This is a genomic window from Pseudomonas sp. NFACC13-1 (genome assembly GCF_900104425.1).
GTDB lineage: Bacteria > Pseudomonadota > Gammaproteobacteria > Pseudomonadales > Pseudomonadaceae > Aquipseudomonas > Aquipseudomonas fluorescens_AA.
Genome location: NZ_FMXV01000007.1, coordinates 43,761 through 63,655 on the forward strand (window position 1 = coordinate 43,761; position 19,895 = coordinate 63,655).

Consider the following 19,895-nt stretch of genomic DNA (forward strand, 5'->3'; position numbering starts at 1 on the left):
TTAAGGCAGCAAGCTCTTCACGTTGATCGGTTCGGCTTCGTTCTGCGCGGCGCCTTTTGGCTTACCGGCAATGGCCATACCTGCAACACGATAGAAGTTGTAATCAGGGTTTTTACCGGGACCGGAAATCAGCAGATCTTCTTTCTCGTACACCAGGTCCTGACGTTTGAACTCGGCCATTTCGAAATCCGGCGTGAGCTGGATCGCGGTGGTCGGGCAGGCTTCCTCGCAGAGGCCGCAGAAAATGCAGCGCGAGAAGTTGATGCGGAAGAAGTCCGGGTACCAGCGACCGTCTTCGGTTTCAGCTTTCTGCAGCGAGATGCAACCCACCGGGCACGCCACGGCGCACAGGTTGCAGGCCACGCAGCGCTCCTCGCCGTCGGGGTCGCGGGTCAGGACGATGCGGCCACGGTAACGGGGGGCCAGGTAGACCGGTTCTTCCGGGTATTGCAGGGTGTCGCGCTTGCGAAAGCCATGGCCGAAGATCATGACCAGGCTTCGCAGTTGGGTACCGGTACCCTTAACGATGTCGCCAATATATTTGAACATGGGTCAAATCCTCACTGAACCGCGGCCGCTGGCGCGTTCATCAAAACGATCGCTGCGGTCACCAGCATATTGATCAGGGTCAGCGGCAGGCAGAATTTCCAGCTGAAATCCATCACCTGGTCGTAGCGTGGGCGCGGGATCGAGGCGCGCAGCAGGACGAACAGCATGATGAAGAACGCGGTCTTCAGGGCGAACCAGACGAAGGACAGTTGCGGCAGGATGCCGAACGGACCGTGCCAGCCACCGAAGAACAGCGTCACCAGCAGCGCCGAGATCAGGATGATGCCGATGTACTCACCGACGAAGAACATGCCCCATTTCATGCCGGCATATTCAATGTGGTAACCGTCGGCCAGTTCCTGCTCCGCTTCCGGCTGGTCGAAGGGGTGACGGTGAGTCACGGCCACGCCAGCGATGAAGAAGGTACAGAAACCGAAGAACTGCGGAATGATGAACCACAGGTTCTGGGCCTGGTACTCGACGATGTCGCGCATGTTGAACGAGCCGGCCTGGATCACGATGCCCATGAGCGCCAGGCCCATGAACACTTCGTAGGACACGGTCTGGGCCGAGGCCCGCAGGCTGCCCAGCAGGGCGAACTTGTTGTTGCTCGACCAGCCGGCGAACAGCACCGCGTACACCGACAGGCCGGCCATGGCGAAGAAGAACAGCAGGCCGATGTTCAGGTCCGCCACGCCCCAGGTCGGAGTGATCGGGATGATCGCGAAGGCGATCAGCAAGGCGCTCATGGCCACGACCGGTGCCAGGGTGAAAATCACCTTGTCGGCAAACGGCGGCGTCCAGTCTTCCTTGAAGAACATCTTGATCATGTCGGCGGCGATCTGGAACATGCCGAACGGGCCGACGCGGTTCGGACCGTAGCGGTCCTGCCACCAGCCCAGCAAGCGACGTTCGACGAAGCTCAGCAGTGCCCCGCAGACCACCACGGCCAGCAGGATCACGATGGCCTTGAGGACCGTCAGGATCACATCGATCACTTCAGGGGTGAACCAGCTCATTGCGCTGCCTCCTGCAGACCGTCGACGGTTTTGCCGAATATCGCCGGTGGAATGCCCGCCAGGCCGGCCGGCAGGGCCACCAGGCCGGCGCCCAGTTCTTCATTGATACGCAGCGGCAGACGCAGGGTCTGACCGGCCACGTTCAGGCTCAGCAGGGCGCCGTCATTGATGCCCAGGCGGTCGGCTTCGGACTTGGCCAGCGCCACGTAGGCGGCCGGGATGCGTTCCTGCACCGGTGCGGCCTTGGAAGAGTTCTCTTCGCTGCCGAACAGGTGATGGAACGGCACGACCTGCCAGGTGCCCGGTGCCGGGTTGAAGGCGCGTGGCACGCTGGCGAACCAGCTCAGGCCATCGCCCTGGCTTTCGATCAGGCGGGTGCCCGGGTCGCCAGCACGCAGGTGACCACCCACTTCGTCCTGGAACTTGTTCCAGGCTTGCGGCGAGTTCCAGCCCGGGGACCAGGCGAACGGCACTTGCGAGCGCGGTTCGGCGGAGCCCGAGTAACCTTCCATGGAAAACGAGAACGCGGTATCCGTGTCCTGGGAGGTGCGCGGTTCGTGGACGCTGATATTTGCGCGCATGGCGGTACGGCCACTGTAGCGCAGCGGTTCGCGCGCCAGTTTCAGGCCTTTGATGCGGAACGAAGCCGACGGGGCGGCATCGACGATGCGCGCCAGTTGCGGGTTGCTCTCGGCGCAGGCAGCGGTGGCATGGTCCAGTTGCGTCCAGTCCACCGGCTGGTTCAGCAGGGTCGAGCGCAGGGCGTGCAGCCAGCGCCAGCCTTCGTGGACCAGGATGCTGGCGTCCAGGTAAGTCGGATCGAACACTTGGAAGAAGCGCTGGGCGCGGCCTTCCTGGCTGACCAGCGTACCGTCGCCTTCGGCGAAGCTCGCCGCCGGCAGCACCAGGTGGGCGCGGTCGGTGGTGGCGGTTTTCTGGTGGTCGGCGACGATCACCACTTTCGCGGCGTTCAGGGCGGCGTCCACGCGGGCTTTGTCGGTGCGGGTGTAGAGATCGTTTTCCAGCACGACGATGGCGTCGGCACTGCCGTCGATCACCGCTTGCAGGGCCGCGTCCACCGATTCGCCACCGAGCATGGCCAGGCCGAGGCTGTTGGCTTCCGGCACGATCAGGCTGATGGAGCCGTTCTTCTCGCGCAGTTTCAAGGCCTTGGCGATGTTGGCGGCGGCTTCGATCAAGGCCTTGGAGCCCAGGGAGGTGCCGGCGATGATCAATGGGCGCTTGGCCGCCAGCAGGGCGTCGGCGATGCGTTGGGCCAGGGCGGCCGCTTCGCTGTCCAGGCCGTCGACGGCCGGGGCGCTGGCGTCCAGGGCGTGGGCCACGGCGAAACCGATGCGGGCCAGGTCGTCCGGAGCGGCGTGGACGCATTCTTCGGCGACGTCGTCGAGCTTGGTTTCAGCGAGGCTGGCGATGAACAGCGGGTTCAGCGCGTGCTGGCCGATGTTCTTCACGGCGGCGTCGAGCCATGGCTGCACGCGCATGGCGTCGGCCATGTCCTCGGCCTTGCCCTTGACCGATTGGCGCAGGGCCAGGGCCATGCGGGCGGCGGTCTGGGTCAGGTCTTCGCCAAGGACGAACACCGCGTCGTGGTCTTCGATGTCGCGCATCGTCGGCACCGGCAGCGGGCTGTCCTTGAGCACCTGCAGCACCAGGCGGATGCGTTCCAGCTCGCCGGCTTCGATGCCACTGTAGAAGTGCTCGGCGCCGACCAGTTCACGCAGGGCGTAGTTGCTTTCCAGGCTGGCCCGTGGCGAACCGATGCCGACGATGTTGCGCCCGCGCAGCAGCTCGGCGGCCTTGTCCAGCGCTTCGTCCAGGTTCAGCTTGGCGCCGCCCGCCAGCTGCGGTTGGCGTGGGCGATCCTTGCGGTTGACGTAGCCATAGCCGAAACGGCCACGGTCACACAGGAAGTACTGGTTGACCGAGCCGTTGAAACGGTTTTCGATGCGCCGCAGTTCACCGTAGCGCTCGCCCGGGGAAATGTTGCAGCCGCTGGAGCAGCCATGGCAGATGCTCGGCGAGAACTGCATGTCCCACTTGCGGTTGTAGCGCTCGGAGTGAGTCTTGTCGGTGAACACACCGGTCGGACAGACCTCGGTGAGGTTGCCGGAGAACTCGCTTTCCAGGGTGCCGTCTTCGACGCGACCGAAGTACACGTTGTCGTGGGCACCGAACACGCCCAGGTCGGTGCCGCCGGCGTAGTCCTTGTAGAAACGCACGCAACGGTAGCAGGCGATGCAGCGGTTCATCTCGTGGGAGATGAACGGGCCGAGGTCCTGGTTCTGGTGGGTGCGCTTGGTGAAGCGATAGCGACGCTCGTTGTGGCCGGTCATCACCGTCATGTCTTGCAGGTGGCAGTGGCCGCCTTCCTCACAGACCGGGCAGTCGTGAGGGTGGTTGGTCATCAGCCATTCGACGACGCTGGCGCGAAACACTTTCGCCTCTTCGTCGTCGATGGAGATCCAGCTGCCGTCGGTGGCGGGGGTCATGCAGGACATGACGATCCGACCACGCTTGTCGTTTTCGTCGGTGTACTGCTTGACCGCGCACTGGCGACAAGCGCCAACGCTGCCAAGGGCGGGGTGCCAGCAGAAATAAGGAATGTCGAGGCCCAGCGACAGACATGCCTGTAACAGGTTGTCTGCGCCATCGACTTCGAGCTCTTTGCCGTCTACGTGGATAGTGGCCATGGTTCAAAGTTCTTCGTTGGCCCGGTGTCAGCGGGCGTGGCTAATGGAATCTTGTTGTTCGTCCGAATCCAAACAGCCTGGGTAAAGGCGTCATCGGACGAAAGGCGAAGGGCACGGACCCTTCGCCTTTTAAAGCGTCGTTACGCGCCGACCATGGTCGGCGTGACCACCTGATTGAGGTCCCCGGCGCGCGTTGGCGCGATGCCGGCCTCGAATTCAGGGCGGAAGTATTTGATCGCGCTGCCCAACGGCTCCACGGCACCCGGTGCGTGAGCACAGAAGGTCTTGCCTGGGCCGAGGAAACCCACCAGACCCAGCAGGGTCTCGATGTCGCCGGCCTGGCCTTCGCCGTTTTCAATGGCCCGCAGCAGCTTGACGCTCCACGGCAGGCCGTCGCGGCAAGGGGTGCAGAAGCCGCACGACTCACGGGAAAAGAATTCTTCCATGTTGCGCAGCAGCGACACCATGTTGACGCTGTCGTCCACCGCCATGGCCAGGCCGGTCCCCATGCGGGTGCCCACCTTGGCGATGCCGCCGGCGTACATTTGTGCGTCCAGGTGTTCCGGCAACAGGAAACCGGTACCGGCGCCGCCGGGCTGCCAGCACTTGAGCGTGTAGCCGTCGCGCATGCCGCCGGCGTAGTCTTCGAACAGCTCGCGACCGGTGATGCCGAACGGCAGTTCCCACAGGCCAGGGTTCTTGACCTTGCCGGAGAAGCCCATGAGCTTGGTGCCCATGTCTTCGCTGCCGTCGCGGGCCAGGGATTTGTACCAGTCCACGCCGTCGGCAATGATCGCCGGCACGTTGCACAGGGTCTCGACGTTGTTCACGCAGGTCGGCTTGCCCCACACACCCACGGCGGCAGGGAAGGGCGGCTTGGAGCGCGGGTTGGCGCGGCGGCCTTCCAGGGAGTTGATCAGCGCGGTTTCTTCACCGCAGATGTAGCGCCCGGCGCCGGTGTGGACGAACAGCTCGAAATCGAAGCCGCTGCCCAGGATGTTCTTGCCCAGCAGGCCCGCGGCCTTGGCTTCTTCCACGGCACGGTTCAGGTGCTTGGCGGCGGTGGTGTATTCGCCACGCAGGAAGATGTAGCCTCGGTAGGTCTTCAGCGCACGGGCGCTGATCAGCATGCCCTCGATCAGCAGATGGGGCAGTTGCTCCATCAACATGCGGTCTTTCCAGGTGTTGGGTTCCATTTCATCCGCGTTGCACAGCAGGTAGCGGATGTTGATGGATTCGTCCTTGGGCATCAGGCCCCACTTCACGCCCGTGGGGAAGCCCGCGCCGCCACGGCCCTTGAGGCCGGAGTCTTTCACGGTCTGGACGATGTCGTCGCCGGCCATGTCGGCGAACGCCTTGCGCGCGGCGGCGTAGCCGTTCTTGGCCTGGTACTCGTCCAGCCACACCGCTTCGCCGTCGTCACGCAGACGCCAGGTCAGGGGATGGGTTTCGGCCGAACGCTGGATGCGGTTGGCGGGCCCGAAGGAAGTCAGGGTCATACGTAGCCCTCCAGCAGTTTGGCGACGCCGGCGGGCGTAACGTCACCGAAGGTGTCGTCATCGATCATCAGCGCCGGAGCCTTGTCGCAGTTGCCCAGGCAGCACACCGGCAGCAGGGTGAAGCGGCCGTCGGCGGTGGTCTGGCCCAGGCCGATGCCCAGCTTGCTCTGGAGCTCGCCGACCACCGATTCGTGGCCGCCGATGTAGCAGACCATGCTGTCGCAGACGCGAATGATGTGACGGCCCACTGGCTGGCGGAAAATCTGGCTATAGAAGGTGGCGACGCCTTCGACGTCGCTGGCCGGGATGCCGAGGATCTCGCCGATGGCGTAGAGCGCGCCGTCGGGCACCCAGCCACGTTCCTTCTGGACGATCTTCAGGGCTTCGATCGACGCCGCGCGCGGGTCTTCGTAGTGATGCAGCTCGTGCTCGATGGCCGAGCGCTCGGTTTCGCTCAGGGCGAAACGGTCAGTCTGGATAAGCGTGCTGTTCATGCTTAGCGGTCCACGTCGGCCATAACGAAATCGATACTACCCAGGTACGCGATCAAGTCCGCGACCATGCTGCCCTTGATCACCGAAGGGATCTGCTGCAGGTGCGGGTAGCTTGGGGTGCGAATCCGGGTGCGGTAGCTCATGGTGCCGCCATCGCTCGTCAGGTAATAACTGTTGATGCCCTTGGTCGCTTCGATCATCTGGAAGGATTCGTTGGCCGGCATGACCGGGCCCCACGAAACCTGCAGGAAGTGCGTGATCAGGGTCTCGATGTGCTGCAGCGTGCGCTCTTTGGGCGGCGGCGTGGTCAGCGGGTGATCCGCCTTGTACGGGCCTTCCGGCATGTTGCGCAGGCATTGGTCGATGATCTTGATGCTCTGGCGCATTTCCTCGACGCGCACCATGCAGCGGTCATAGGCGTCACCGTTGGCCGCCAGCGGGACTTCGAACTCGAAGTTTTCGTAGCCGGAGTAGGGGCGCGCCTTGCGCAGGTCGAAGTCGCAACCGGTGGAACGCAGGCCGGCACCGGTGACGCCCCATTCCAGGGCCTCCTTGGTGTTGTAGGCGGCGACCCCGATGGTACGACCCTTGAGGATGCTGTTCTGCAGGGCGGCCTTGGTGTATTCGTCCAGGCGCTTGGGCATCCACTCGACGAAGTCCTTGACCAGCTTTTCCCAGCCGCGCGGCAGGTCGTGGGCCACGCCACCGATGCGGTACCAGGCCGGGTGCAGGCGGAAACCGGTGATGGCTTCGATCACCGTGTAGGCCTTCTGGCGGTCGGTGAAGGTGAAGAACACCGGCGTCATCGCCCCCACGTCCTGGATATAGGTACCCAGGAACAGCAGGTGGCTGGTGATGCGGAAGAACTCGGCCATCATGATGCGGATGACGTCGACCTTCTCCGGGACCTTGATCCCGGCCAGTTTCTCCACCGACAGTACGTACGGCAGGTTGTTCATCACGCCGCCGAGGTAGTCGATACGGTCGGTGTACGGGATGAAGCTGTGCCAGGACTGGCGCTCGGCCATTTTCTCGGCGCCACGGTGGTGGTAGCCGATGTCCGGCACGCAGTCGACGATCTCTTCGCCGTCCAGTTGCAGGATGATGCGGAACGCACCGTGGGCCGAAGGGTGGTTCGGGCCCAGGTTGAGGAACATGTAGTCCTCGTTGGCGCCCGAACGCTTCATGCCCCAGTCTTCAGGCTTGAAGCGCGCGGCTTCTTCCTCGAGCTGTTGCTTGGCCAGGGACAGGCTGAACGGGTCGAACTCGGTGGCACGGGCCGGGAAGTCCTTGCGCAGCGGGTGACCTTCCCAGGTCGGTGGCATCATGATGCGCGACAGGTGCGGGTGGCCGGGGAAATCGATCCCGAACATGTCCCACACTTCACGCTCGTACCAGTTGGCGTTCGGCCAGATGCCGGTCACGGTCGGCACGCTGAGGTCGCTCTCGGACAAGGCGACCTTGATCATTACGTCACTATTACGCTCGATCGACATCAAGTGATAGAACACGGTGAAATCGACGCCGTCGGGCAGCCCTTGACGCTTGGTGCGCAGGCGCTCGTCCACGCCGTGCAGGTCATAGAGCATGACGTACGGCTTGGGCAGGTTGCGCAGGAAAGTCAGGACTTCGACGAGTTTGGCACGGGCGACCCAAAGCACCGGCATGCCGGTACGGGTCGGCTGGGCGGTGAACGCCTCGGGGCCAAAACGGTTGTTCAGTTCGACGACCACATCCTGGTCGTCTGCCTTGTAAGGCGGGATGTACAGAGCACTGCCTGTAGTCATGGTTATTTATCGCTTTCGGTCAACGTAAAGAATGAAGCCAGGTTCTCGTTTCTTGTACAGAGCAGAGCTGGATCAGACTTCGTCGGGGCTGCGCAGGTTGGTGACTGCGATACGCTGTTCGCGGCGCTGTTCCTTTTGCGACGGCATCTCGGCGCGATAGACGCCTTGATCGCCAACGACCCAGGACAGTGGGCGACGCTCCTGGCCAATCGACTCCTGCAACAGCATCAAGCCTTGCAGGAAAGCTTCAGGGCGAGGCGGGCAGCCGGGCACGTAGACGTCCACGGGCAGGAACTTGTCCACCCCTTGAACGACAGAGTAGATGTCGTACATGCCACCGGAGTTGGCGCACGAACCCATGGAGATGACCCACTTGGGCTCGAGCATTTGCTCGTAGAGACGCTGGATGATCGGCGCCATCTTGATGAAGCAGGTACCGGCGATAACCATGAAATCCGCCTGGCGTGGCGATGCCCGGATCACCTCGGCACCAAAGCGCGCGATGTCGTGGGGCGCCGTGAAGGCGGTGGTCATTTCCACGTAGCAGCACGAAAGGCCGAAGTTGTACGGCCACAGGGAGTTCTTGCGACCCCAGTTGACCGTGCTGTTCAGCACGTCTTCGAGCTTGCCCATGAAGATGTTCTTGTGGACTTGATCTTCTAACGGATCGGCGACGGTTTCCCGCTTGCCAATCGGATACTGCTCGTTAGGAGCATCGGGGTCGATCCTGGTGAGATTGTATTGCATTGCCAAAGCCTCATTGTTTCAGCTTCGCTTGCCGCTTGCGCCGAGCTTCCGGAGCCCAATCAAGTGCCCCCACCCGGTAAAGGTAGACAAGACCTGCCAACAGAATTGCTATGAAAACGAGCGCTTCGACGAATCCGGTCCAGCCGCTTTCGCGGACGGACACAGACCATGCAAAGAGAAAGAGGGCTTCGATATCGAAGATCACGAACAGCATCGCGACCAGATAGAATTTGGCTGAGAGCCGCAAGCGGGCGCCACCGGTAGGCAGCATGCCGGACTCGAACGGTTCATTTTTGCTGCGGCCCCAGGCTTTTGACCCAAGCAGGCTCGACACACCGAGCATGAAAGCACACAGGCCAACAACGCCCAGAAGGAAAATGGCAAAGCCCCAATTGTGGGCCATGAGTCCTGTCGCTTCGGACATGCTGGAAATCCTTAACAGAGAGCAAAGGTCTCTGAGCTTGAATGAAATAACGCAGTGACGATATGTCGCAGCAATCAATCGCGGTGATTTTATGGCTAAACACCGGGCAAGTAAAATTCCTATAGCGAAATTATTTATTGGAATAAGGACATAGCTTGCCTCCAGGACCCTGCGGCCCCGGCCCCGTGGGCGTTGGCCGGCTATTGATCAATAATATTTCGTGCGGAATGTAACAATGATAACGACTTCCAAATGATAATTATTATTATCTGTGCCGGCCTTTTCTACAGTGCACTTAGTGTCGTGTCTGAACGGCTGTCTTACATCGTCGCTACTGCAATTGTCAGCCTCGGACGTTTTACTCCTTTTCGGACTGCCCAATGCTGCGTTCGATCAATTTTTCTATCGGTGCGCCGAAGGGAAGGGCTCGGTGAGGGGGGGATCTGCATGGGGACTGCTCCCGTGGGAGCCAGGCTTGCTCGCGATGCCGGCAACGCGGTCCCGAGGCAGACTGCCTTATCGTGCATTGCGGCCAAGCCCGACTCCCACAGATGCAGGCTTGCTCTAATAGCGTAGGTTGCTTCAAAGAAAACGGGTGAAAAAAGCCGCGGTCGTCGGATCGATGTCGATCAGTTGAGCCAGCGCAAAACCTGTGGCCGGTGATCAGCGCGTTCAAGCGAAACCCCTTTGCCAGCAAAAAAATCGGCAAGAGGCTTGGCCTAGAGCCTTGAAGGATTGATGGCAAATAGCTATCTTTGCCGCTCGCTCATCTAATCATCTATATCAATATTGATTAGACAATCGCTCCCCTTCATAGATAGCTGCGTCAGTTCCCATCGTTCGCGGCTGATTACCAAAGGAATGTCATGAATTCTTGGTTCGCGAATATGAGCGTCATGCTCAAGTTGGCTTTGGGTTTCGCCGTTGTGCTGCTTCTGACCGCTATCCTTGCCGCCACCGGCTGGTTCAGCCTGGGAAAAATGGTCGAGCGCACTGATCGAATGACCAGCATTACCGAACTCGGCGACCGTCTTGATCACCTGCGCAGGGCTCGTTTGCAATACCAGCTGGACAAGGGCGATGAACAAAAGGGGGCATTGATCCAGGCGTCGCTGGAGCAGTTTGTCGCCAAGCAGAAAAGCCTTGCGAACGAGTTGAAAAAACCTGAAAACCTGAAAAAACTTGCGTTGATCGAGCAGGCCAGCAAGCAGTATCAAGTGGCACTGAATACGATGCGCGAGGCGTATCGCAATGACGCAGCCATGCGCAAGGAGATGGGCGTCAATGCGGTCAAGGGCGCCGCGCTGATTGCCAAGGTCATCAATGACGTAGAAGCAATGCCTGCCTCGGATGAGCGCCGTTTCGAGTTGTACAGGATCATCCTCAAGGCCAAGGAGGACTTGGCGCTGGTGCGTTATGAAGTGCGTGGCTACACCGGCAACCCCAACAGCACCACCGAACAAGCCGCCACCCGCCAGCTCGAAAATACCCTCAAGGGCATCGAAACCCTCAACAGCGCTTTCGGCCCGACCTATGCCGACACCATCAAGCAGCTGGAAACCGCACTGATTGCTTACCGTCGTTCGGTGCAGGACTTCACCGCCAGTAACCAGGCCATTGGCAAGGCCGTGCAGGACACCATCGATTTGGGTGACACCATCACCCGCCTGTCTGACGAAATGTATGCCAGCCAACTGGTCTCCCGCGACGAAGACAGCGCCCAGGCCCGCATCCTGCAACTGAGCTGTACGGCCTTGGCGATGCTGTTGGGAATTCTTGCGGCCATGATCATCACCCGCCAGATTACGCGGCCGTTGCAGGACACATTGGCGGTGGTCGATCGCATCGCAGCAGGGGACCTTACGCAAGACATGGTCGTGACCCGTGGTGATGAACTGGGTGTCCTGCAGCAAGGCATCCAGCGCATGGGCACCACGTTGCGCGACCTGATCGGTGGCATCCGCGATGGCGTCACCCAAATCGCCAGCGCCGCCGAAGAGTTATCGGCCGTCACCGAGCAGACCAGTGCCGGGGTCAACAGTCAGAAGACCGAGACCGACCAGGTGGCCACCGCCATGCACGAAATGTCGGCCACCGTGCATGAAGTCGCGCGTAATGCCGAACAGGCTTGCACTGCCGCATCGGAGGCCGATGCACAGGCCCGTATCGGCGACCAGGTGGTCGCGCAGGCCATCGTTCAGATCGAGCGTTTGGCCGGCGAAGTCGGGCGCTCCGTCGACGCCATGGATGAGTTGGAACATGAAAGCGCGCGTATCGGCAAGATCATGGACGTGATCAAGGCGGTGGCCGAGCAGACCAACTTGTTGGCCCTTAACGCCGCCATCGAGGCCGCCCGCGCGGGTGACGCCGGACGCGGTTTTGCCGTGGTCGCCGACGAAGTGCGTGGGCTGGCTCAGCGTACCCAGCATTCCACCGAAGAGATTGAAAGCCTGGTGGCGGGCCTGCAGAACGGCACGCGCCAGGTGTCGAGTATCATGCGAAACAGCCGCGAACTGACCGACAGCAGCGTGGAACTGGCCGGCAAGGCTGGCATCTCCCTGGGCAACATCACCCAGGCGGTTTCCGGCATCCAGGCCATGAATCAGCAGATTGCCGCTGCCGCGGTGCAACAAAGCTCGGTGGCCGAGGACATCAGCCGCAGTATCCTGAGCGTACGCGATGTATCCGAACAGACCGCTTCGGCCAGCGAAGAAACCGCAGCCTCCAGCATCGAGCTGGCGCGCCTGGGTAACCAGTTGCAGCAGTTGGTCAGTCACTTCAAAGTGTAAAAACCGGCAAAAAAAAGCCCCGAACCAGTCGGGGCTTCAGATCGTCGGCTTTGCGGTTAGTTTTTATCCGGTCCGCAAGGGCCGCTTACTCGAGGCAAGCGTGTGAATCAGTGGAACTGTTCTTCTTCGGTGGAGCCGGTCAGTGCGGTCACCGACGAAGTGCCGCCCTGGATCACGGTGGTCATGTCGTCGAAGTAACCGGTGCCCACTTCCTGCTGGTGAGCCACGAAGGTATAGCCCTTGGCGGCATCGGCGAACTCCTGCTCTTGCAGTTTCACGTAGGCGGTCATGTCGTTGCGGGCGTAGTCGTGCGCCAGGTTGAACATGCTGTGCCACATGTTGTGGATACCGGCCAGGGTGATGAACTGGTGCTTGTAGCCCATGGCGGACAGTTCGCGCTGGAACTTGGCGATGGTCGCGTCGTCCAGGTTTTTCTTCCAGTTGAAGGAAGGCGAGCAGTTGTACGACAGCAGTTGGTCCGGGTATTCCTTCTTGATCGCTTCGGCGAAGCGACGGGCTTCGTCCAGGTCCGGCTTGGCGGTTTCGCACCAGATCAGGTCGGCGTACGGCGCGTAGGCCAGGCCACGGGCGATGGCCTGGTCGAGACCGGCGCGCACCTTGTAGAAGCCTTCCTGGGTGCGGGTACCGGTCACGAACGGCTGGTCGTACGGGTCGCAGTCGGAGGTCAGCAGGTCAGCGGCGTTGGCGTCGGTACGGGCCAGGATGATGGTCGGTACACCGGCAACGTCGGCGGCCAGGCGAGCAGCCGTCAGCTTCTGCACGGCTTCCTGGGTTGGAACCAGAACCTTGCCGCCCATGTGGCCGCATTTCTTCACCGAGGCCAGTTGGTCTTCGAAGTGAACGCCGGCGGCGCCTGCTTCGATCATGCTCTTCATCAGCTCGTAGGCGTTCAGAACGCCGCCGAAACCAGCTTCGGCGTCAGCCACGATCGGTGCGAAGTAGTCGATGTAGCCTTCGTCGCCCGGGTTCTTGCCGGCTTTCCACTGGATCTGGTCGGCGCGACGGAACGAGTTGTTGATGCGCTTGACCACGGTTGGAACCGAATCCACCGGGTACAGCGACTGGTCGGGGTACATCGACTCGGCGGAGTTGTTGTCCGCAGCCACTTGCCAGCCCGACAGGTAGATTGCCTGGATGCCCGCCTTGACTTGCTGCACAGCCTGGCCGCCGGTCAGGGCGCCCATGCAGTTGACGAAATCTTTCTCGGGACGGAAGGCTGGCTTGGCGCCCTGGGTGACCAGGTTCCACAGCTTCTCGGCGCCCATTTTCGCAAAGGTGTGCTCAGGTTGAACCGAGCCACGCAGACGGACGACGTCAGCAGCGGAATAATTGCGCTTCACGCCTTTCCAGCGCGGGTTTTCAGCCCAGTCTTTTTCAAGGGCTGCAATTTGCTGTTCGCGTGTCAGTGCCATGGAGATAAACCTCGTCGCATAGGTCTTGGTGGAAAATTCCTGCTCCTGCCGACCGGGGGTTGGCGTACAAGTCGGTTCAGGCGAGGCGGCGACGGGATGAACGATGGGCTCGAGGGGAAAGTGAGCAGGTAGGGGCGAACTGCGGGCGCATTCGGGCGTCGTGGGCCTTCAATACGAACTCAGAGTGATGCCGGGTTACCTAGTTACGCTTCCGTCCCTCGGGACAACTTCGTTCCAGTCGCAACCTCGTCAAACACACCTTATGGGCGGTACAGACACGAATCGGCTCGCAGGGTAGTTGCAAGCGTCGACCCGAAGGCCCTTGCCAGGGCCCCTGATTAGCGGGAGCGAGGCCATCATGCCTTCGGTTTTTTGGCTCGTCAAACGTTTTGTAGTGCTTTTTTTATAGCACTACATCTTTGGTCTAATACGACTCATCAGTCAGTTTTTGGTGCTTCAGTTCAGGGTGTCGACCTTGACCCGCAAAATCATGTCGTCGCGGCCCTGGGTCGAGTAGCTGCGGGTCAGGCCCTGTTTGTCGGCCTGAGTCTGGCGATTCACGCCGGCCAGGGTGATCCATTCGCCGAGGCGTCCGCTGACAGTTGTGTCGGTACTCTGAACGTTCACTACATCGGGACGCTCCTGGCTCATGCGGTCACGGTTGGTACTGATGTTCAGGTGGACGGTGTCGCCGGTGACGCTCGCAGTCACATAGAAACCCTGGGTGACGTTGCGGTATTCGGTCTGGCTTTGCATCCGGCCATAGTTGTCGGTCTGGCTGCTGGTGAACGGCACGCTCTGGCCTACCTGGATCAGCGCCGGCTGGCCTTCACTGGCCTGCACCTGCTGTACGCCGCCGTCGCGGCTGGCGGTGCTGCGGTTGATGATGCGGGTCTGGCTGGGGGCGGCACCGTTGATCGAGTAACCCTGGTCGCCCTGGAGGTTGTTTTCGTTGGTATCGACCGTGATCAGCAGGCGCTTGGGCGCGGTGTCCAATTGGGCCAGGAATTGCCGGAGTTCTTCGATTTTGCCGGGCTCGGCGTTGACGATCAGTTGGTTGCCGTAGGCGCTGACCTGGCCGTCCTTGCCGATGAAATTCTGCGCCACCGGCAACAGGTCGGCGCTGGTGCGGTAGTTCAGCGGCACGATTTGCGTGTCGGCCATGACCGACAGGCTGCAACCGAGCAGCAGGGTGACCAGGAGGGTGCGTAGAGGCATGTCCATTTCTCCGCGAGACAAAGGCTTGATATTGCCAGTTTGTCGGCCCGGGGTGGGGCAAGTTGAATGGTAGACGGCAAAACGCCCCGGCATCGGGGGATGGCGGGGCGTTTTTTGGTAAGGCTTGAGGGCCTCATCGCGAGCAAGCTCGCTCCCACATGGGAGGCAGGCGTATATGAATCATAGGTTCACCGCCGGCCTCCTGTGGGAGCGAGCTTGCTCGCGATGGCCGCGCTGCGGTTTCAGGCCGAGCGCCGCACCATGTCCACATGGGGAATCCCGGCTTCCAGGAACTCCTCGCTGACCACTGCAAAACCCAGCCGCTCGTAGAACGGCGTGGCATGCACCTGGGCGCTGAGCATTTGTTGCTCGAGCCCGCGTTTCTCGGCTTCGGCGATCACGGCGTGCATCAACGCATCGCCCACCTTCAGGCCGCGCCAGTCCTTGAGGACCGAGACACGGCCGATGTGGCCGTCGGTCAACAGGCGCGCGGTGCCGATGGGGAAATCGCCTTCAAACGCCAGGAAATGCACCGCACCCTGGTCGTCGGCATCCCATTCCAGCTCGGGCGGGACGGATTGCTCGGCGATGAACACGGTCTCACGAATGCGCCGGATCTCGGCGTTATCCTTTTGCCAGTCTGCGACACGAACGTGAATTTTATTCATCGGCGAACCCCAGGCTGCCTTGCTTGACCAGCTCGCAGACCAGGCTGCGACCGTCTTCGTCGGCCAACCATGGGCCGAGGTTTTCGCTGTGCAGGGCGTCGGCGGCGCAGATCATCTTCAGCAGTTCACGCAGCTTGCCCGGCAGGTAACGGCTCTGGCCGCTGGCGAACAGCAACAGGTCGTCGTCGACTTCCGACCAGGCCAGGCGGGCGCTTGGGTTGCGGATGATCACTGCGCCTTGCTCCAGGCCGGCCAACAGCTCGTCATCTTCCATTTCCGGACCCACCACCAGTTCCGGGTAGCGCGGCTCGGTCATGAACTGGCCGAACCAGGTCAGCAGCAGGCGCTCGTCGCTCATGTGCTCGGCCAGCAGGCCCTTGAGGCGGTCGAGGGCGTCTTGCTGGATCTGGTGCGGGTCGGTCACCGGGCGCGCGTCGGCGTCGGTGTAGCGTTCTTCGTCCGGCAGGAACTGGCTCAGGAAGTCGGTGAAGTGGGTCAGCACTTCAGCGGCGCTTGGCGCACGGAAACCCACCGAGTAGGTCATGCAGTCGTCCACGGCCACGCCGCAGTGCGCCAGGCGCGGCGGCAGGTAGAGCATGTCGCCCGGTGCCAGGGTCCACTCGTCTGTGGCTTCGAAGTCGGCGAGGATGCGCAGGTCGGCGTGCTGCAGCAGCGGGCTTTCGGAGTCGCACATTTGGCCGATTTTCCAGTTGCGCTGGCCATGGCCTTGCAGCAGGAACACGTCATAGTTATCGAAATGCGGACCCACGCTGCCACCGGGGGCGGCGAAGCTGATCATCACATCGTCGATGCGCCAGCTCGGCAGGAAGCGGAAGTTCTCCAGCAGTTCGCTGACTTCCGGTACGAACTGATCGACCGCCTGAACCAGCAGGGTCCACTCGCGCTCCGGCAACTTGCTGAATTCGTCTTCGGCGAACGGGCCGCGACGCATTTCCCAAGGGGTCTGGCCGTGTTCGATCACCAGGCGCGATTCGACTTCTTCTTCCAGGGCCAGGCCGGCCAGTTCATCGGCGTCGATCGGGCTTTGGAAGTCAGGAATCGCCTGACGGATCAGTAGGGGTTTTTTCTGCCAGTAGTCGCGCAGGAATTCCCGTGCCGTGATGCCGCCCAGGAGTTGCAGAGGAATATCAGGATTCATGTGTAACCTATTGAAAAAATATACTTTTCAGACGCGAATAAAAACGCCCGGCGCGGCCGGGCGTCTCAAAGGTAAGGCCGTGGATCAGATGCGCTTGGCTTGCGCCGCCGCGTTGCCGATGTAGCTGGCCGGCGTGAGTTTCTTCAGCTCTGCCTTGGCCTCGGCAGGCATGTCCAGGCCATCGATGAAAGTCTGCAGCGCTTCAGGGCTGATGCCCTTGCCACGGGTCAGCTCTTTCAGCTTTTCATACGGGTTTTCGATGTTGTAGCGACGCATCACGGTCTGGATCGGCTCGGCGAGAACTTCCCAGCAAGCGTCGAGGTCGGCGGCGATCTTCTGCTCGTTCAGTTCCAGCTTGCTGATGCCCTTGAGGCTGGCTTCGTAGGCAATGACGCTATGGGCAAAGCCCACGCCCAGGTTGCGCAGCACGGTGGAGTCGGTCAGGTCGCGCTGCCAGCGGGAGATCGGCAGTTTGCTCGCCAGGTGCTGGAACAGCGCGTTGGCGATGCCCAGGTTGCCTTCGGAGTTTTCGAAATCGATCGGGTTGACCTTGTGCGGCATGGTCGAAGAACCGATTTCGCCGGCAATGGTGCGCTGCTTGAAGTAGCCCAGGGAGATGTAGCCCCAGATGTCACGGTCGAAGTCGATCAGGATAGTGTTGAAGCGCGCGATCGCATCGAACAGTTCGGCGATGTAGTCGTGCGGTTCGATCTGGGTGGTGTACGGGTTGAAGCTCAGGCCCAGTTCGTCTTCGATGAAGGCGCGGGCATTGGCTTCCCAGTCGATGTCCGGGTAGGCCGACAGGTGGGCGTTATAGTTGCCCACGGCGCCGTTGATCTTGCCCAGTAGCGGCACGGCGGCCACTTGGGCGATCTGTCGCTCCAGACGGTAGACCACGTTTGCCAGCTCCTTGCCCAGGGTGGTCGGCGAAGCCGGTTGACCGTGGGTACGCGAGAGCATCGGCACGTCGGCGAAGCGGATCGCCAGTTCGCGGATGGCTTGGGCGGTCTGGCGCATCAGGGGCAGCATCACCTCATCGCGGCCTTCGCGCAGCATCAGGGCGTGGGACAGGTTGTTGATGTCCTCGCTGGTGCAGGCAAAGTGGATGAACTCGCTGACATTGGCCAGTTCCGGCAGCTTGGCCGCCTGCTCCTTGAGCAGGTATTCGATGGCCTTGACGTCGTGGTTGGTGGTGCGCTCGATCTCTTTGACGCGCTCGGCGTGCTCCAGCACAAAGTTTTCTGCCAGCGCGTTCAACACCGCGTTGGCTTCGGCGGAAAACGCCGGCACTTCGCCGATGGCAGGGTGGGCGGCCAGGCGCTGGAGCCAGCGCACTTCAACCAGGACACGGGCACGGATCAGGCCGTACTCGCTGAAAATCGGGCGCAGGGCCTGGGTTTTGCCGGCGTAGCGGCCGTCAACAGGGGAAACCGCAGTGAGCGAAGAGAGCTGCATGGGGTGTTCTCGGACAGTCGGGCAACGAAATGGGGCGCGTATCATACATGAAAACAAGTGCCGGTCCGTCGCCAACTGACCGGCGTGCTACGCGTAACAAGCTAAAACTGTTTATTACCTGTGGCGAAGGAGCAAGCGCCTTCGCCACAAAAAAGCAGGTCGAGGCGACTTATTCGTTGCGCATCAACGGGTAAAGCTCTTTCAGCAATTTGCGGCGGCTGATCACCAGTTGCCAGCGATGGCCACCCAACTGCCGCCAAAGTCGTGCCGAGCGAATCCCGGCCAGCAGCAGGGCGCGGATCTTCGAGGCATTGCTTGGCTGTTGCAGGTTGCGCATGTCGCCATGCACCTGGATGCGCTGGCGCAAGGTGCTCAAGGTGTCCTGATACAGCGAACCGCAGGCCGCGACGACGTTTTCGTGAGCCGGGCCGAAGTGCTCGACCTGGGACTGGATCTGCGGCAAGCGTTTGCCGATGGTCTCCAGCAGGTCGTCGCGCTTGGCCAACTGGCGCTCGAGGCCTAGCATCGACAGGGCATAACGCAGCGGCTCGCGTTGCAGGGCGCTGGGATCGCGCTCCAGGGCGCCGATCAGCGCACGGTAGCCTTCGCGCAGGTTCAGGTCGTCGCCGCCATAGACTTCCAGGGTGTCCTTGGGGTCGCGAACCAGCAGGCTGCCGAGCATGCAGGCCACGCCCGCCTCGGTGGCCTGGCCGGTCTTGGCGATCCTGTCCACCAGCACGGCGGCGAGAAACACGCCACCCAATGCCGTCAGTTGTTCCTGGATCGGGTTCATGCCTGGTTGCTCCAGGGCTCTGCGACTTCGATCACGCCGCCGCCCAGGCAGATATCGCCGTCGTAGAACACCACGGATTGGCCGGGTGTGACCGCTCGCTGCGGGTCATCGAAGGTGGCGCGGTAGCCCGTGGCGGTTTTTTCCAGGGTGCAGGGTTGGTCGCTCTGGCGGTAGCGAACCTTGGCCGTCAGGCGGCGTGGTTCGCTGAGGTCGATCGGGTTGACCCAGTAGATGTCGGAGGCGAGCAGGGCGCGGGAAAACAGCCAGGGATGGTCGTTGCCCTGGCCGACGATCAACTCGTTGTGCTCCAGGTCCTTGACCAGCACGTACCACGGCTCTTCCCCGGCGTCTTTCAGCCCGCCGATGCCCAGGCCCTGGCGCTGGCCGATGGTGTGGTACATCAGGCCATGGTGGCGGCCGATGACTTCGCCTTCGGTCGTCTTGATCTCGCCCGGCTGGGCTGGCAGGTATTGCTTGAGGAAGTCGCTGAAACGGCGCTCGCCAATGAAGCAGATCCCGGTGGAGTCCTTCTTCTTGGCGGTGGCGAGCTGGTGTTTTTCAGCAATCGCGCGCACTTCGGGCTTTTCCAGTTCGCCTACCGGGAACAGGGTCTTGGCGATCTGCTCGCCACCGACGGCATGCAGGAAGTAGCTCTGGTCCTTGTTCGGGTCCAGGCCCTTGAGCAGTTCGGTGCGGCCATCGATGTCGCGGCGGCGCACGTAGTGGCCGGTTGCGATCAGGTCGGCGCCCAGCATCATGGCGTAGTCGAGGAACGCCTTGAACTTGATTTCGCGGTTGCAGAGGATGTCCGGGTTCGGCGTGCGACCGGCCTTGTATTCGGCCAGGAAGTGCTCGAACACGTTATCCCAGTACTCGGCGGCGAAGTTGGCGGTGTGCAGCTTGATGCCGATCTTGTCGCACACGGCCTGGGCGTCCGCCAGGTCATCCATGGCGGTGCAGTATTCGGTTCCGTCGTCTTCTTCCCAGTTCTTCATGAACAGGCCTTCCACCTCATAACCCTGCTCGATCAGCAGAAGGGCGGAAACGGAAGAGTCCACGCCGCCGGACATGCCGACAATGACGCGCTTCTTGGGTGTGTCAGAAGGGGCTGGATCACGCATAGGAATTCAATGAGTGTCTTGAAAAAGGA

Annotated in this window: 16 protein-coding genes and 1 pseudogene; 2 read left to right on the plus strand and 15 right to left on the minus strand. The window is 61.6% G+C overall.

Going from position 1 to position 19,895, the window contains the following annotated elements:
• The 8 genes from nuoI to BLQ55_RS11605 form a co-directional block, all read right to left on the minus strand.
• Complete coding sequence (gene nuoI, locus BLQ55_RS11570; RefSeq protein ID WP_003180051.1) at positions 1 to 549, minus strand: NADH-quinone oxidoreductase subunit NuoI; 549 nt, start codon at positions 547 to 549, stop codon at positions 1 to 3.
• Positions 550 to 560: 11 nt separating this feature from the next.
• The gene (gene nuoH, locus BLQ55_RS11575) at positions 561 to 1,568 is read right to left on the minus strand and encodes an NADH-quinone oxidoreductase subunit NuoH (protein ID WP_092196998.1); all 1,008 of its coding nucleotides are present in this window, start codon (positions 1,566 to 1,568) and stop codon (positions 561 to 563) included.
• A complete protein-coding gene (gene nuoG / locus BLQ55_RS11580) occupies positions 1,565 to 4,279 on the minus strand; it encodes an NADH-quinone oxidoreductase subunit NuoG (protein ID WP_092253920.1) in 2,715 nt (904 codons plus the stop codon). The genes nuoH and nuoG overlap by 4 nt, the downstream gene beginning before the upstream one ends.
• 140 nt (positions 4,280 to 4,419) lie before the next feature.
• Positions 4,420 to 5,778, minus strand: a complete 1,359-nt coding sequence (gene nuoF / locus BLQ55_RS11585) for an NADH-quinone oxidoreductase subunit NuoF (protein ID WP_092196993.1) — start codon at positions 5,776 to 5,778, stop codon at positions 4,420 to 4,422.
• Entirely contained in the window at positions 5,775 to 6,272 is a 498-nt protein-coding gene (gene nuoE, locus BLQ55_RS11590; protein ID WP_072392829.1) for an NADH-quinone oxidoreductase subunit NuoE, read from the minus strand. Before nuoE ends, nuoF begins: the two co-directional genes overlap by 4 nt.
• Before the next feature lie 2 nt (positions 6,273 to 6,274).
• Complete coding sequence (gene nuoC / locus BLQ55_RS11595) at positions 6,275 to 8,059, minus strand: NADH-quinone oxidoreductase subunit C/D (protein ID WP_092196987.1); 1,785 nt, start codon at positions 8,057 to 8,059, stop codon at positions 6,275 to 6,277.
• A 72-nt stretch (positions 8,060 to 8,131) separates the two neighbouring features.
• On the minus strand, positions 8,132 to 8,806 hold the full coding sequence (locus BLQ55_RS11600; RefSeq protein WP_030141322.1) for a NuoB/complex I 20 kDa subunit family protein: 675 nt from the start codon (positions 8,804 to 8,806) through the stop codon (positions 8,132 to 8,134).
• A gap of 10 nt (positions 8,807 to 8,816) precedes the next feature.
• A complete protein-coding gene (locus BLQ55_RS11605; RefSeq protein ID WP_003203367.1) occupies positions 8,817 to 9,230 on the minus strand; it encodes an NADH-quinone oxidoreductase subunit A in 414 nt (137 codons plus the stop codon).
• 1,001 nt (positions 9,231 to 10,231) lie between these two features.
• Between BLQ55_RS11605 and BLQ55_RS32795 the strand changes: the two are divergent.
• Together BLQ55_RS32795 and BLQ55_RS32800 are read left to right on the plus strand one after the other, a co-directional pair.
• Positions 10,232 to 11,116 (plus strand): annotated as a pseudogene (locus BLQ55_RS32795) (methyl-accepting chemotaxis protein); the annotation flags it as partial.
• Positions 11,117 to 11,314: 198 nt separating this feature from the next.
• Positions 11,315 to 12,019 carry a methyl-accepting chemotaxis protein gene (locus BLQ55_RS32800; RefSeq protein ID WP_371128531.1) on the plus strand — a complete coding sequence of 235 codons (705 nt, stop codon included), beginning with the start codon at positions 11,315 to 11,317 and terminating at the stop codon, positions 12,017 to 12,019.
• A 107-nt stretch (positions 12,020 to 12,126) separates the two neighbouring features.
• On the opposite strand, the gene aceA is transcribed toward BLQ55_RS32800, so the two are convergent.
• The 7 genes from aceA to mnmA all read right to left on the minus strand — a co-directional run bounded on the left by aceA (position 12,127) and on the right by mnmA (position 19,866).
• Entirely contained in the window at positions 12,127 to 13,452 is a 1,326-nt protein-coding gene (gene aceA / locus BLQ55_RS11615; protein ID WP_014337679.1) for an isocitrate lyase, read from the minus strand.
• A 456-nt stretch (positions 13,453 to 13,908) separates the two neighbouring features.
• A complete protein-coding gene (locus BLQ55_RS11620) occupies positions 13,909 to 14,670 on the minus strand; it encodes a secretin N-terminal domain-containing protein (protein ID WP_092196981.1) in 762 nt (253 codons plus the stop codon).
• A gap of 242 nt (positions 14,671 to 14,912) precedes the next feature.
• Positions 14,913 to 15,338: a GNAT family N-acetyltransferase gene (locus BLQ55_RS11625; RefSeq protein WP_092196978.1), complete on the minus strand. Its 426-nt coding sequence runs from the start codon at positions 15,336 to 15,338 to the stop codon at positions 14,913 to 14,915.
• The gene (locus tag BLQ55_RS11630) at positions 15,331 to 16,497 is read right to left on the minus strand and encodes a ribosomal protein uL16 3-hydroxylase (RefSeq protein ID WP_092253923.1); all 1,167 of its coding nucleotides are present in this window, start codon (positions 16,495 to 16,497) and stop codon (positions 15,331 to 15,333) included. Before BLQ55_RS11630 ends, BLQ55_RS11625 begins: the two co-directional genes overlap by 8 nt.
• 84 nt (positions 16,498 to 16,581) lie before the next feature.
• Positions 16,582 to 17,952: an adenylosuccinate lyase gene (gene purB, locus BLQ55_RS11635; protein WP_053123194.1), complete on the minus strand. Its 1,371-nt coding sequence runs from the start codon at positions 17,950 to 17,952 to the stop codon at positions 16,582 to 16,584.
• A gap of 169 nt (positions 17,953 to 18,121) precedes the next feature.
• Complete coding sequence (gene hflD, locus BLQ55_RS11640) at positions 18,122 to 18,745, minus strand: high frequency lysogenization protein HflD (protein WP_060741554.1); 624 nt, start codon at positions 18,743 to 18,745, stop codon at positions 18,122 to 18,124.
• On the minus strand, positions 18,742 to 19,866 hold the full coding sequence (gene mnmA / locus BLQ55_RS11645) for a tRNA 2-thiouridine(34) synthase MnmA (protein ID WP_092253925.1): 1,125 nt from the start codon (positions 19,864 to 19,866) through the stop codon (positions 18,742 to 18,744). Before mnmA ends, hflD begins: the two co-directional genes overlap by 4 nt.
• Between the last annotated feature and the right edge of the window lie 29 nt (positions 19,867 to 19,895).